This is a genomic window from Paenibacillus sp. IHBB 3054, from assembly GCF_051594305.1.
Taxonomy (GTDB): domain Bacteria; phylum Bacillota; class Bacilli; order Paenibacillales; family Paenibacillaceae; genus Paenibacillus_AQ.
This window is the reverse complement of the sequence record NZ_JBOFBG010000016.1, coordinates 94,683-108,839: the sequence shown is the minus strand read 5'-3', so window position 1 is coordinate 108,839 and position 14,157 is coordinate 94,683. Positions and strand designations below refer to the sequence as shown.

Here is a 14,157-nt window from a genome sequence, read left to right as displayed (position 1 = left end):
TCGTTTGTGTTCGCTCAGCACTCAACGGACCTCATTCAGAGATATGGTAGTCCACCCAATGGACTTCACTCGTCGTTCCAAACGTCTAACGAATTCCCAACAGGCTTCACTCGTCGTTCCAAACGTCTAACGAATTCCCAACAGGCTTCACTCGTCGTTCCAAACGTCTAACGAATCCCCAACGGGCTTCACTCGTCGTTCCAGACGTCAAACGAACCCCAGTGGGCTTCACGATTCTAGATCCCTAACGTCCAGTCAGGAGGTATTGCGTTGCCGGACACGCCAACGTCCAGCTGACTTCGTGTTCCCGACATTCTAATTCCGAACTGCATCGCGTTCTTGGAAGCGCCAGCCCGCAGCGGGCTCCGCTCGCCTGAACGCAGAAACAGCCTCCCCGAAGGAAGGCTGTTTCTGAAAGGACGTCCCGGAAGGGATTCGAACCCCCGACCGTGCGCTTAGAAGGCGCATGCTCTATCCAACTGAGCTACCGGGACATATTAGCTTGTGCGAAAAGCAAGCAAAAATTATGTTATCATACATAGATGACTTTTTCAACTTGTTTTTTTGAAACCTAGCCGGGATATGCTATAATCTACAATTGACTAAGGTTCGGAGAAAAGGAGGTGCCCTCATTAGTCATTCGAATTCCCCTGCCAAAGAGAATGTCGTGCTGTTTCCGAAGACGCTGGATTACTATCAGATTCAGCTCACGGTGATGCTGGAGAGTGAACGTTACGGGGAAGCGATGGAACTGCTGCGCTTTTTGCTGCAATGCCAAGGTCAGGAAGAGCGGCACTACGAGGAATGGCAGTCGCTGCTTAGTTGGCTGGAGGCGGCCTTTCCATACGCTGCTCAGGGCGGAGATGCGAAAGATGCCGCTCCCGGTGAAGAGCAGGATCTTAAGGAAGAGGACATGGCCCGCATACTGGCTAAATCGAAGCAGGAAGAGGATGCGGATTATCCTGATAAGTTATTGAAGCGTATCATGAACGAGCCGCTGTCCGAAGCGACGATCCTGGCACTGGAGCAGCTTTCTTATCTGGAGGGCGGACATGTCGACGAGACGCTGACAGACTGGCTGGAGAAGGCAACGGTTCATCCGCTGCTGCAATTCCGTACACTGCAGACCCTCCGGCGGCGCGGTGCACAGGGAACCATTAAGCTGATGCGCGGACAGGAAGCGTCGATTGTGGAGATTGAGACGGTACCGCTGCAAAATGAGGATTTCCCGCTGCAGGTGAGCCAAGTGATGGAACGGGTGGCTGAGCAGGCGGAGGTTCATGAGCCTACACTTTATTATTTTGCCCAAGAGCTTTGGGGACAGTTTATCATGTCGATTTACGGTTCGGCCGAATATCGAAAATTGTTGGACGGAGAGGATGCGCTGCTCGATATTTGGGCGGGTGCGCTGCATCAAATGGTGTCAGAGAGCCTGAACGGAACGCGGCAGGAGGAAGAAACACGCGGGATGTACGGGATAACGGGCGGCATGCGCTTTCAATTTGAAGGAGCCTATCGTTCTCTCAAAGGATTTGTAAAGAGTTCTCTACTTGATAAATAAAGCGATGTTGTATATAATATAGTGGTTATTCTGTGCGTGAATTGCGTGATTATTTAAAGTAAACATGTAACCTATTTTTGGAGGGAAAAGTATATTATGAAGGCAACTTGGGAAAAAATAGAGAAGAACCTTGGAGTTCTTGAAGTCGAAGTGGAAGCAGAACGCGTAGCTGCAGCACTCGACAAAGCTTTTAATAAAGTGGTTAAGAAAGCAAACGTACCTGGTTTCCGTAAAGGTAAAGTGCCTCGGCCGATCTTTGAATCCCGTTTTGGTGTAGAAAGCCTGTACCAGGATGCCATCGACATTCTTCTTCCAGAAGTTTACGGCGAAGCTGTTGAGCAAACCGACATTTTCCCGGTAGACCGTCCTGAAGTGGACATCGAGCAATTCGCTAAAGGTCAAGCATTTATTTTCAAAGCGAAGATCACTGTTAAGCCTGAAGTGAAGCTGGGCGAGTACAAAGGCCTGGAAGTTCCGGTTCAAAAAGCTGAAGTTACAGAAGAAGAGCTGGATGCCGAACTGAAACGTCTGCAAGAACGTCATGCTGAACTGGTTGTTGTTGAAGATGAAGCGGCAGCTAATGGCGATATCACTGTAATTGACTTTGACGGTTCCGTAGATGGCGTGCAGTTCGAAGGCGGCCAAGCAGAACGTCATTCCCTGGAACTTGGCAGCAACTCCTTCATCCCTGGTTTTGAAGAGCAGGTTGTAGGCATGTCCACTGGTGATTTCAAGGATGTAGAAGTTACTTTCCCTGAGGCTTACCATGCAGAGAACCTTGCAGGCAAAGCTGCTGTATTCAAAGTGAAGCTGCATGAAATCAAACGCAAACAGCTTCCTGCCCTGGACGATGAGTTCGCCAAAGATGTAAGTGAATTCGACACACTGGAAGAATACAAAGCAGATCTGAAAGCACAACTTGAATCCCGCAAACAGGAAGAACTGAAAGGCGTTCGTGAAACTGCAGTAGTTGACAAAGCAGCAGCAAATGCTGAAGTGGAAATTCCTGAAGCGATGATCGCCAGCGAAGTTCAAAACATGGTTCGCGATTTCGACAACCGTCTTCGCCAACAAGGCATGAACATGGATATGTTCCTCAGCTTCTCCGGTCAAACCCGTGAAGATCTTGAGAGCCAAATGAAAGACGATGCCGAAAAACGCGTCCGCAACAACCTTGTGCTTGAAGTGATCGCGAAGGAAGAGAAGATCGAAGTTTCCGAAGAAGAAGTGAACCAAGAGCTCGCTTCCATGGCTGAATCCTTCAAACGTTCTCCTGAAGAAATCCGCAGTATCCTTGCAGCTAACGGTTCCCTGAGCAGCTTGAACGAAGAAATTTCGCTGCGCAAGACCATTGAACTGCTCGTATCCAGCAGCGTGGAAGTTGAAGCAACTGAAGAAGCTGCTGAAGAAACAAGCGCTGAGTAATATTTTCTGGAGCTACATTTTACCTAGAACGGCCAAGCAGTAGTACGGCCTCCATAGACAGTTGATAAGGCACGTAAGTTTGTTACGTGCCTTATTTTTATCGGGTGCTGGCGTTTGGAGGTACATAACCGAACAGAGGATTGGCAATGTGTCTGAAATTGCGCTATAATGGCAGGCACATGACCAATGCGGATTTCCTCAGCAGTGAAAAAATGACATACCGCCTTGAACGTGTTAAAATATTTCTGAACGGAAAGACTAATCTGTATAGAGAAAAGAGGTTGGTGGCATGAGTCTGGTACCAATGGTTGTGGAATCCACAAGTCGGGGAGAACGGTCATACGATATCTATTCCAGATTGCTTAAGGATCGCATCATCTTCCTGAGCAATGCAATTGACGATGATGTCGCCAATCTGATTATTGCCCAGTTGTTGTTCCTGGCAGCAGATGACCCCGAAAAAGACATTCACCTGTACATCAACTCGCCTGGTGGTTCTGTGACAGCCGGCATGGGTATATATGATACGATGCAATACATCAAACCCGATGTTTCTACGATTTGTGTAGGAATGGCAGCCAGTATGGGATCGCTGTTGCTTACTGCTGGAGCTCCGGGCAAAAGATACGCGCTGACCAACAGTGAGGTCATGATTCATCAGCCGCTCGGCGGCGTTCAAGGGCAGGCATCCGATATCTGGATTCACACGGACTGGATCCTCAAGACTAGACATAAGCTGAATCAAATATATGTGGATCGCACAGGTCAGCCCCTTGAAAAAATCGAACGGGATACGGACCGCGATAACTTCATGAGCGCGGAAGAAGCGAAGGAATATGGGCTTATTGACCAGGTACTCTCTTCACCGATCATATCTTAAAGGGGTGGTAAGATGTTTAAATTTAATGATGAAAAAGGGCAATTGAAATGTTCTTTTTGCGGCAAATCACAAGAGCAGGTTCGTAAGCTTGTAGCAGGACCTGGTGTTTATATATGTGACGAATGCATCGAGCTGTGCACGGAAATCGTGGAGGAAGAGCTCGGCCATGAGGAAGAGCTGGACCTGAAGGATATCCCGAAACCAAAGGAAATCCGTGATATTCTTGATCAATACGTAATCGGCCAGGAGCAGGCGAAGAAATCGCTCTCCGTTGCTGTATATAATCACTACAAGCGTGTGAACAGCCAAAGCAAGATCGAAGACGTTGAACTGACGAAGAGCAATATTCTCCTGCTCGGTCCAACAGGTTCGGGTAAAACGCTGCTGGCGCAGACCATGGCGAAGATTATCAACGTTCCTTTTGCTATTGCAGATGCCACTTCCCTTACGGAAGCGGGCTATGTGGGTGAGGATGTTGAGAACATTCTACTGAAGCTGATCCAGGCTGCGGATTATGATGTGGAAAAAGCCGAACGCGGCATTATCTATATTGATGAAATTGATAAAGTAGCACGCAAATCCGAGAATCCGTCCATTACACGCGACGTTTCCGGTGAAGGTGTACAGCAGGCCCTGCTGAAGATTCTGGAAGGCACTGTAGCTTCCGTACCACCGCAAGGCGGACGCAAGCATCCCCACCAGGAGTTTATCCAAATCGACACGACGAACATCCTGTTCATCGTTGGCGGTGCTTTTGACGGTCTGGAGCAAATGATCAAACGCCGTATCGGCAAAAAAGTCATCGGCTTCAACGCTGCTGTTGAAGGTCAAAAGGACCTGAAGACAGGCGAATACCTGTCCATGGTATTGCCTGAAGACCTGCTCAAATTCGGTCTCATTCCTGAGTTTGTCGGCCGTCTGCCGGTAATCTCCACGCTAGAGCCGCTTGATGAGAATACGTTGGTGCGCATCCTGTCCGAGCCGAAAAATGCGCTCACCAAGCAGTATATCAAGCTGCTGGAAATGGACAATGTCGCGCTGAAATTTGAACCGCTGGCGCTTGAAGCCATCGCTAAGGAAGCCATCAAACGTAACACGGGTGCCCGTGGTCTGCGTGCAATCATAGAGAGTATTATGCTTGATGTGATGTATGAGGTTCCTTCACGCGATGACATCAAGGACTGCGTGATTACGGAGCAGGTCGTTCAAGAGAAGGCGTTGCCTGAGCTGGGCATCAAGAAAGACAAGAAGAAGGAAGAAAGCGCCTAATTAAACAATACAATTCACAGACTCCACCTTTTTGCCGCTATCCCGCTTCACAAAGCGGGAGCGGTGGGGGTGGAGCTTTGATCGTTATGGGGGAGAAAACCATGTTCTTGAGACACCAGACCCGTCCTGTCAATGTTGGCGGAGTTATTATCGGGGGAAACAATGAGGTTGCTATTCAAAGCATGTGTACGACCAAAACCGCTGATGTGGAAGCTACGGTCGCTGAAATCCTGCGGCTGGAGGAAGCGGGCTGCCAACTCGTGCGCGTAACTGTCAACAATGAAGAAGCGGCTGCCGCGATCAAGGAAATCAAGAAGCAAATTCATATTCCGCTTGTAGCGGATATTCATTTTAACTATAAGCTGGCATTGCTGGCTATTGAGAACGGCATCGACAAGGTCCGGATCAATCCCGGCAACATCGGCCGCCGCGACAAGGTGGAAGCTGTAGTCAAAGCCTGCAAAGAAAAAGGAATTCCGATCCGTATCGGCGTAAACGCCGGTTCGCTGGAAAACCACTTGCTCGAGAAATACGGCTATCCGACTCCGGAAGCCATGGTCGAGAGCGCACTTTATCATATTGGAATTCTCGAGGAACTCGATTTCCATGACATTATCGTTTCCCTGAAGGCTTCGGATGTACCTATGGCTATCGAGGCTTACCGCAAGGCGGCGGAAGTCATTCCTTATCCGCTGCATCTGGGCATTACGGAATCCGGCACGTTGTTCGCCGGAACCGTGAAGAGCTCGGCAGGTATCGGGGCACTGCTCTCTATGGGCATCGGCAGCACCGTGCGGATCTCGCTCAGTGCCGATCCGGTCGAGGAAGTGAAGGTAGCGCGTGAACTGCTCAAGACTTTTGGTCTGATCTCCAACGCTGCTACCTTGATCTCGTGTCCGACCTGCGGACGCCTGGACATTGATCTCTTCTCCATCGCCAACGAAGTAGAAGAGTATATTTCCAAGCTGAAGGTGCCGATCAAAGTATCGGTGCTGGGCTGCGCCGTTAACGGCCCCGGAGAAGCCCGTGAAGCCGATATCGGCATCGCCGGTGCCCGAGGTGAGGGACTGCTGTTCCGTTACGGAAAAATGATTCGCAAGGTTCCTGAAGCAGAGCTGGTCTCCGAACTGAAGAAGGAAATCGACATCATTGTCGCCCACTTTGAAGCAACGGGTGAAATCCCCGGCCGCAAGCATGCTGGACTGGCTCCTGCTATAGGTGTGGGTACTCCGGAAGAATAGTAGAACTTATTCTAACCAGTCGAACAAGCTGACTCCTTTTATCTAATCATCCTTCATTCAGTTGCTGATTGGAACTCGTTGCTCTGCAGTTTGGCTATACTATAATTGCACTAATTAAATTTACTAAGGGGAAATACTCCCGTTAATTTGTATTATTCAAGGGAATGAAGAATATAGGGGGAATTCGTCCCTTTAATTCAATCATCTTAGGACGATTCGGAGATTTAGAAATAATTAAAGGGCAGTATTCCCTTTATTGCTTGAGAAACAAGCATTCTGGATATAATAGCGGGCGTATTTCCCTCTAAGTATAGATAGTTGCTCCTAATTTTTTTATAGCATCAAGCAAGGTGACGAAAAACGTCCCATTGCACCACGGGTGATCCGGTGGTGAAATGGGGCGTTTTTTATTTTGTATAACCAAAGGGGGATTAGCGGATATGAATCACAAGCCGAATATTGAAGAGTTTATTCAGCATCATCTAGATTCTAGGAGCGGAGAGCGAAGGGGGAGGCTGGAGAGGGGGCATCGGCATGCCGAAGCATTATTTCTGCAAAATGTATGGGGGCCGCTGCGTGGTGACTTCTGCGATCTTCATCCGGAATATGAAGTCATGGACTGGCGCGGCCGTTCCTATTTTGCTGATTTTGCATTTTTGCCGGGAACGTTCAGACTCCTGTTGGAGATCAAAGGTTATGCTGCACATGTAAAGGATATGGACAGACAGAAATATAGCAATGAGTTGAACCGCGAAACGTTTCTGTGTGCAATGGGTTACCAAGTCATCTCCTTTGCCTACGACGATGTGGAGCAGCGTCCTGAATTATGTGTTACCTTACTGCGCATGGTGTTGAGCAGATATATAGCACCAGCTGTTCCAGTGGAGAAGTTGCTGCTGGTTGAGAGAGAGGTTATGCGTTTTGTAATCCGTCAGGCAGGAACCGTACGACCGCAGGATGTAGCTGAATATTTCTCACTCGATCCTAAAACGGCCCGGCACATGTTGTATAAGTTAAGTGAAAAAGGTTGGCTGACGCCTGCAAAACGTGGCGATGGTGTCCGGAGGGTAAGGTATGAGCTGGCGCGCAATGTTCTCAGTTACTGGGAATAGTAGAGTGAGTGAGTCGAACATGGAGAAATAGGATGGAGGATTTTAGTAAGCGAAGAACAGTTAAATTCACGGGATAGCGGGAAATGTACCCTATAAATTTGCTGTGATATGCTCGTGCTTACAAGTTGCGGGGAATTTGCCCGCTAACTTTTAATGGAGAGGCTGATTTCACAATAATCTTTAAAAATATAGGGAGGATATCCCTCTATTTCAGCTATATAGAACAAATCACTTGAAATAGAGGGAGTATTTCCCTTTGGTAAAAAGTCTGTTCAAAAGTTTGTGAGGCTGCTCAATGTATGGCCCGCAGCAGCTACACTTAGTGGTGCATATCAACGACTGGTGACCGCAACTACGCGAGGACGTCGCATCAACGTACTATCCCCAGCTACAGCTACACTTAGTGGTGCATATCAACGACTGGTGACCGCAACTACGCGAGGACGTCGCATCAACGTACTATCCCCAGCTACAGCTACACTTAGTGGTGCATATCAACAACTGTTGGCGCATCTACGCGAGGACGTCGCATCAACGTACTATCGCCCAGTTACAGCTACGTTTAGTGGTGCACATCAACGACTAGTGGCCGCAGCAACGCCAAGACGTCGCATCAAGGAACTATCATATCACCCGCAGCAGCAATGTAAGACATCCTTATCAACGGTCTAGCGCTCGCAGCAACGCTTAGTTAGATTTCAGCAGCAACGCTCTATCACCCTCAACAACGATAATCATCCGGCCTCTCTTGCCCCTACGTGCAGCATTAGCACGAAGGCGATCTGCGCCTAACCTTCATTACGATTGCCCAACACATTACTGATTTTATCCGCCCATACATTTTCCTACATCACCCCCGTATTCATTCCTGTAACATTCAGCTATAAAATTCAAATACCATCCCGTCAATCTGGCCCTCGGTCATAACCCTGAATTATTATCCAAAATTTAGTTAATCTTTCATAAATACTGTCTACACTGCGTTTACGAATGACCGAAACGGCTATACTACCTAGTAGTAGCCAACGGTATAGACCAGGTAGACTGAATGAAATGGGAGGATGACCTATGGAATTAAGCTCATTGAGCATATTGCTGATGATCGTGCAGCTCTTTTTCGCGCTGGTTATCGGCGTTTATTTTTGGAATTTGCTGCGGGGACAGAAGACCAATAAGACGGCGGTGGATCGTGAGTCGCGCAAGGAGCTGGATAAGCTGCGGAAGATGCGGATGATTTCTTTAACCAAACCGCTCTCGGAAAAGACGCGTCCGGCCTCCATTGGAGATATCGTCGGGCAAAAGGATGGGCTGCGCGCCCTGAAGGCGGCGCTGTGCAGCGCCAATCCGCAGCATGTCATCATTTACGGGCCTCCGGGAGTCGGCAAGACTGCTGCTGCCCGTGTCGTCATGGAGGAAGCGAAAAAAAATGTGCTGTCCCCCTTCAAAAGTGATGCCAAATTTACAGAAATTGATGCGACAACAGCCCGTTTTGATGAACGGGGAATCGCCGATCCGCTAATTGGCTCAGTGCATGATCCGATCTACCAAGGGGCAGGTGCAATGGGAGTGGCAGGCGTGCCCCAGCCGAAGCCGGGAGCTGTGACCAAGGCGCATGGCGGGATTCTTTTTTTGGATGAAATCGGTGAGCTTCACCCCATTCAGATGAACAAGCTGCTAAAAGTACTTGAAGACCGCAAAGTGCTGCTGGAAAGCGCCTATTACAATTCCGAGGACAGCAATACACCTGCGTATATCCATGATATTTTTCAAAATGGTCTGCCAGCCGATTTTCGTCTCGTCGGAGCAACCACACGTTCTCCTGATGAAATTTCACCGGCGCTGCGTTCACGCTGCATGGAAATCTATTTCCGTCCATTGCTGCCTGATGAGATCGCGGTGATCGGGCGTGATGCGATTCAGAAAATTGGTCTGAAGCCAAGCCCGGAAGCTGTGACTGTGGTGCAGCAATATGCCACTAATGGCCGGGAAGCCGTCAATATGATTCAACTCGCCGCAGGGCTGGCCTTGACCGAACAACGTGACACTCTGACAGCGGCCGACGTAGAATGGGTGGCTGGCAGCAGTCAGTTACCGCTGCGGACGGAACGCAAGATTCCATCATCGCCGCAGATAGGGCTGGTCAACGGCCTGGCGGTGTATGGTCCTGGTATGGGTACTTTGCTGGAGATTGAAGTTTCGGCTGCACCTGCTAGCGGTCAGGGGCGGCTAAACGTTACCGGTGTGGTCGATGAAGAAGAGATTGGCGGGGGATCGCGTACGATCCGTCGCAAGAGTATGGCCAAAGGATCTGTAGAGAACGTGCTGACGGTCCTGCGCACGATGAATTTGGAGCCGGACCGTTACGATCTGCATGTAAACTTTCCCGGTGGTACCCCGATTGACGGTCCATCCGCTGGAGTGGCGATGGCTGTTGCCATTGTCTCCGCAATCCGCCGTCTGCCGGTTGACAACACTGTTGCCATCACCGGTGAGATCGGGATTCACGGACGTGTGAAGCCAGTCGGCGGCGTAATCGCCAAGGTAGAGGCAGCTTTTCAGGCTGGAGCAACTACTGTGCTGATTCCGAAAGAAAACTGGCAATCCTTATTCGCCGACCTCGCACCCCTTCGGGTCATTCCGGTGGAGACGGTGGAAGAGGTATTCCGTCACCTGTTCGGCGCAGAGACCGCGGATGTGAGGTTGCCAGCAGTCTCCGGCGAGACGTTCTCTGCGTCACCTTCGCTCTTTAAGGCTGATGCTGCAGGGGATATGCAAAATTAGATTTTTGCTTAAAAATCTGCGATACTAGAAACACTGTAATTGAAAGTGGGTATTGTAATGAAAACTGTTGCGCTTATCGCATGGGCCATACTGTTACTTGTATTCACCTGTGCTTCTGACTCCAGCTTTTGGGCGAACGGCACTGTTCCATCTTTCCGTTGGCTGGGTTCAGCCGATTTCCACGAACTGACGACGCTGGATTTGAAGTATACCTCCGGGTATATCATCAGAAAGATAGGACATTTCTCAGGATTTGCTGTGCTGGCAGTCCTGTTCTATAGACGGAGTAAGAGCACCGTCCTGAGTATTCTTGTATCCATTGCTTTTGCCCTGCTGACAGAGCTGCTCCAATTATACTTTGGACGTGACGGCAGACTGTATGACGTAGCCATTGATTCTGCCGGTGTTTTGTTGGGCGCGATGGTTGTGCAGATAATCTACAAAATTAAGTTTGATCGCAATTTAAGCAATGCGAATTAGATGTTACTGCACAGCGAAAGAGTGGCGGAAAACCCGTCGCTCTTTTTTATGGAATTCCACATTTCAGCACAATTTTCCGTTCCTTTTGTCCACTTTATCCACAAACAGACATATTCCACATAGGAGCCGCAAATACTAATTGCTGCGTTGATATGCTGGAAAGACGTAGAACGTTACACTGAAAGGCAGCCTGTTGGTGTTTTGATGCCGCTTTTGTTAGAATGAATGCATATGACACTACTTGAGAACCATGGGAGGTGCGAAAGCGATGATACCAAACAAAACAAAAGGTCGTCGTTTTCCTTTATTGCCCCTTAGAGGTCTTCTTGTGTACCCCAGTATGGTTCTTCATTTGGATGTGGGCCGCGAGAAGTCCGTTCGGGCGCTGGAAAAAGCTATGGTTGAAGATAACCTGATTCTCCTCTGCTCACAGTCGGAAGTGAATATTGAGGAGCCGGGACAAGAAGATATTTTTCGGGTCGGTACCGTCGCGAATGTGCGGCAAATGCTGAAGCTTCCCAACGGCACGATTCGTGTGCTGGTGGAAGGTGTGGAGCGGGCCGAAATTATTCATTATATGGATAATGAGGAGTTTTACGAGGTGATGGCGCGCGAGCTGCCAGAGCAGGAGGATGTGGATCAGGAGAGTGACGCTTTAATGCGCACGGTACTGAGCCAATTCGAGCACTACATCACCTTGTCCAAAAAAGTCACCCCAGAAACGCTTGCTGCTGTCTCCGATATTGAAGAGCCGGGAAGACTTGCTGATGTCATCACGAGCCATTTGGCACTGAAGATTAAGGATAAGCAGGAGATTCTGGAGACCATTGATGTCAGCAAACGCCTGGAGAAGCTGCTCGATATCCTTAACAATGAGCGTGAAGTGCTTGAACTTGAGCGCAAAATCAACCAGCGTGTGAAGAAACAGATGGAGAAAACCCAGAAGGAATATTATCTGCGTGAACAGATGAAAGCGATCCAGAAGGAGCTCGGTGAAAAAGAAGGCCGGGCCGGTGAAGCGGATGAGCTGCGCAGCCTGATGGAAGAAAAGAATCTGCCGGAACGTGTGCAGGAGAAAATCGAGAAGGAAATCGACCGCTTGGAAAAAATGCCAGCTAGCTCAGCGGAAGGCAGCGTCATCCGCAACTATGTGGATTGGCTGCTGAGTCTGCCTTGGAGCGAGTCCACAGAGGATGATTTGGATATTCTGAAGGCGGAGCAGGTGCTGGATGCGGATCATTACGGTCTAGAGAAGCCGAAGGAACGGGTACTGGAATATCTGGCCGTCCAAAAGCTGGTCAAGAAGCTGAAGGGCCCGATTCTCTGTCTGGTAGGACCTCCGGGTGTCGGCAAAACTTCGTTAGCTCGTTCGATTGCCCGTTCACTGAACCGCAAGTTCGTGCGCATTTCTCTGGGCGGCGTGCGGGATGAAGCTGAGATTCGCGGCCACCGCCGCACCTATGTCGGTGCAATGCCGGGCCGGATCATTCAGGGGATGAAGACAGCGGGCAGTGTTAACCCGGTCTTTCTCCTCGACGAAATCGACAAGATGGCGGCGGACTTCCGCGGCGACCCTTCCGCGGCACTGCTGGAGGTGCTTGATCCGGAGCAAAACAATACATTCAGCGATCACTTCGTCGAGTTGCCGTTCGACCTGTCGAATGTTATGTTCGTGACAACTGCGAATGCTGTGCATAATATTCCACGTCCACTGCTTGACCGGATGGAAATGCTCTTCATTCCCGGTTACACAGAACTGGAGAAACTGCAAATTGCCAGCCGTTATTTGCTGCCGAAGCAGCGTAAGAATCATGGCTTGGAGGATGAGCAGTTGTCCATTGAAGACGACACCCTGCTGAAGATCGTCCGCGAATATACCCGGGAATCCGGGGTACGTAATTTAGAGCAGCAGATCGCGGCACTATGCCGCAAAGCAGCAAAGCAGATTGTATCCGATGAGAAAATACAAGTCAGTATCCTGCCGGGTGAGGTCAAGGACTATCTCGGTGTATCGAAGTACCGTTATGGTATGGCCGAGTTGGAGGATCAGATTGGCACCGTAACCGGGCTGGCATGGACCGAGGTTGGAGGCGACACGCTGCTGATCGAAGTAACGGTTGTTCAGGGCACTGGCAAGCTGACGCTTACAGGACAGCTGGGTGACGTGATGAAGGAGTCGGCACAGGCCGCTTTCAGCTATACCCGTTCAAAGGCGGAGGAGCTGGGACTGGCGCCGGATTTTCATGAGAAGAACGATATTCACATTCACATCCCTGAAGGTGCAATACCGAAGGATGGCCCCTCTGCAGGGATCACCATTGCTACTGCGTTGATCTCCGCACTGACCAAACGCTATGTATCTAAAGACGTGGCAATGACGGGTGAGATTACGCTGCGCGGGCGTGTCCTGCCGATTGGCGGGCTCAAGGAGAAATCGCTGGCTGCCCACCGTGCCGGTTACAAAAAAATTCTTCTTCCGAAGGACAACGAGCGCGACCTCAAGGATATCCCGGAGAGCGTACGCAACGATGTGGAGTTTGTGCCTGTATCCCATATGGATCAGGTGCTGCAGCATGCGCTTGTTGAACATCATACAGAAATTAGCAGTGAAGCGCCGAGTAGTGTGCATTAGAAAGGAAGTCCTATGAAAGTTAACAATGCCGAATTTATCATCAGCGCCGTAGGCCCTGATCAATACCCAATTGACGCCTTGCCGGAGATTGCTCTGGCAGGGCGCTCCAACGTAGGGAAGTCCTCCCTGATCAACCGGATGATTAACCGTAAAAATCTGGCCCGTACCAGCTCCACACCGGGCAAGACACAGCATATGAACTATTACCGTGTCAACGAAGATATGTATTTTGTTGACTTCCCCGGATACGGGTATGCCAAAGTTTCCAAAACCCAACGTGCCTCATGGGGAAAAATGGTCGAAAAGTATATGGCAGAGCGGGACACGCTAAGGCTCATTCTGCTTATAGTGGATTTGCGTCACCCCCCCACAAGTAACGATAAAATGATGTTTGATTGGCTGAAGCATTATGATCTGCCGCTCTGCGTGGTGGCAACCAAAGCGGACAAGATTCCAAAGACCCACTGGCCAAAACATATCAAAATTATGAAACAGGAGCTCGGTGTATTGCCGGGGGATAATTTCATCTCCTTTTCCTCGGAGCTGGGCCTCGGCAAAGATGAACTGTGGGAACTGATTGAGAGATACTGCCTTCCTTCCGAAGAAGATATAGAGGATGAGCAGGAAAGCCAGGATCCCGTGGAAGCATCTCAGTCTGAAGATACTTCTGAAGAATAAGTTGGTCCTGATATATGGGAAATATGCGTATATCATAGGATCAATGCGAATTCCTCACCTATTCTCCCATTTCCACGCCATAAGAGGGATTAACGGTC

The 14,157-nt window shown here is 49.6% G+C and carries 10 protein-coding genes and 1 tRNA gene; 10 read left to right on the top strand and 1 reads right to left on the bottom strand.

Annotated features, from left to right (window positions below; all coding sequences use genetic code 11):
• Positions 1–420 precede the first annotated feature (420 nt).
• Positions 421–494: transfer RNA gene (locus tag ACQ76X_RS18360), tRNA-Arg, on the bottom strand.
• Between the two features lie 173 nt (positions 495–667).
• Between ACQ76X_RS18360 and ACQ76X_RS18355 the strand changes: the two genes are divergently transcribed.
• The 10 genes from ACQ76X_RS18355 to yihA all read left to right on the top strand — a co-directional run bounded on the left by ACQ76X_RS18355 (position 668) and on the right by yihA (position 14,059).
• Complete coding sequence (locus ACQ76X_RS18355; protein ID WP_438495350.1) at positions 668–1,561, top strand: hypothetical protein; 894 nt, start codon at positions 668–670, stop codon at positions 1,559–1,561.
• Positions 1,562–1,657: 96 nt separating this feature from the next.
• Positions 1,658–2,986 (top strand): trigger factor, encoded by a 1,329-nt coding sequence (gene tig, locus ACQ76X_RS18350; RefSeq protein WP_038595831.1) that lies wholly within the window; start codon positions 1,658–1,660, stop codon positions 2,984–2,986.
• 289 nt (positions 2,987–3,275) lie between these two features.
• Positions 3,276–3,866, top strand: a complete 591-nt coding sequence (clpP, locus tag ACQ76X_RS18345) for an ATP-dependent Clp endopeptidase proteolytic subunit ClpP (protein ID WP_038595829.1) — start codon at positions 3,276–3,278, stop codon at positions 3,864–3,866.
• A 12-nt stretch (positions 3,867–3,878) separates the two neighbouring features.
• Complete coding sequence (gene clpX, locus ACQ76X_RS18340; protein ID WP_038595826.1) at positions 3,879–5,135, top strand: ATP-dependent protease ATP-binding subunit ClpX; 1,257 nt, start codon at positions 3,879–3,881, stop codon at positions 5,133–5,135.
• Positions 5,136–5,236: 101 nt separating this feature from the next.
• Complete coding sequence (gene ispG, locus ACQ76X_RS18335; protein ID WP_076110811.1) at positions 5,237–6,376, top strand: flavodoxin-dependent (E)-4-hydroxy-3-methylbut-2-enyl-diphosphate synthase; 1,140 nt, start codon at positions 5,237–5,239, stop codon at positions 6,374–6,376.
• A 440-nt stretch (positions 6,377–6,816) separates the two neighbouring features.
• Complete coding sequence (locus ACQ76X_RS18330; protein WP_438495349.1) at positions 6,817–7,488, top strand: type IV toxin-antitoxin system AbiEi family antitoxin domain-containing protein; 672 nt, start codon at positions 6,817–6,819, stop codon at positions 7,486–7,488.
• 1,068 nt (positions 7,489–8,556) lie between these two features.
• Entirely contained in the window at positions 8,557–10,269 is a 1,713-nt protein-coding gene (lonB, locus tag ACQ76X_RS18325) for an ATP-dependent protease LonB (protein ID WP_038595820.1), read from the top strand.
• 57 nt (positions 10,270–10,326) lie between these two features.
• On the top strand, positions 10,327–10,749 hold the full coding sequence (locus ACQ76X_RS18320; protein WP_438495348.1) for a VanZ family protein: 423 nt from the start codon (positions 10,327–10,329) through the stop codon (positions 10,747–10,749).
• Positions 10,750–11,017: 268 nt separating this feature from the next.
• Complete coding sequence (gene lon, locus ACQ76X_RS18315) at positions 11,018–13,381, top strand: endopeptidase La (protein ID WP_438495347.1); 2,364 nt, start codon at positions 11,018–11,020, stop codon at positions 13,379–13,381.
• Positions 13,382–13,393: 12 nt separating this feature from the next.
• A complete protein-coding gene (yihA, locus tag ACQ76X_RS18310; protein WP_438495346.1) occupies positions 13,394–14,059 on the top strand; it encodes a ribosome biogenesis GTP-binding protein YihA/YsxC in 666 nt (221 codons plus the stop codon).
• Positions 14,060–14,157: the final 98 nt, after the last annotated feature.

What these genes read in the sequence shown, in the direction of transcription:
- tig (WP_038595831.1), top strand. Translation starts at nt 1,658, where the DNA reads ATGAAGGCAACTTGGGAAAAAATAGAGAAGAACCTTGGAGTTCTTGAA.
- clpP (WP_038595829.1), top strand. Translation starts at nt 3,276, where the DNA reads ATGAGTCTGGTACCAATGGTTGTGGAATCCACAAGTCGGGGAGAACGG.
- clpX (WP_038595826.1), top strand. Translation starts at nt 3,879, where the DNA reads ATGTTTAAATTTAATGATGAAAAAGGGCAATTGAAATGTTCTTTTTGC.
- ispG (WP_076110811.1), top strand. Translation starts at nt 5,237, where the DNA reads ATGTTCTTGAGACACCAGACCCGTCCTGTCAATGTTGGCGGAGTTATT.
- ACQ76X_RS18330 (WP_438495349.1), top strand. Translation starts at nt 6,817, where the DNA reads ATGAATCACAAGCCGAATATTGAAGAGTTTATTCAGCATCATCTAGAT.
- lonB (WP_038595820.1), top strand. Translation starts at nt 8,557, where the DNA reads ATGGAATTAAGCTCATTGAGCATATTGCTGATGATCGTGCAGCTCTTT.
- ACQ76X_RS18320 (WP_438495348.1), top strand. Translation starts at nt 10,327, where the DNA reads ATGAAAACTGTTGCGCTTATCGCATGGGCCATACTGTTACTTGTATTC.
- lon (WP_438495347.1), top strand. Translation starts at nt 11,018, where the DNA reads ATGATACCAAACAAAACAAAAGGTCGTCGTTTTCCTTTATTGCCCCTT.
- yihA (WP_438495346.1), top strand. Translation starts at nt 13,394, where the DNA reads ATGAAAGTTAACAATGCCGAATTTATCATCAGCGCCGTAGGCCCTGAT.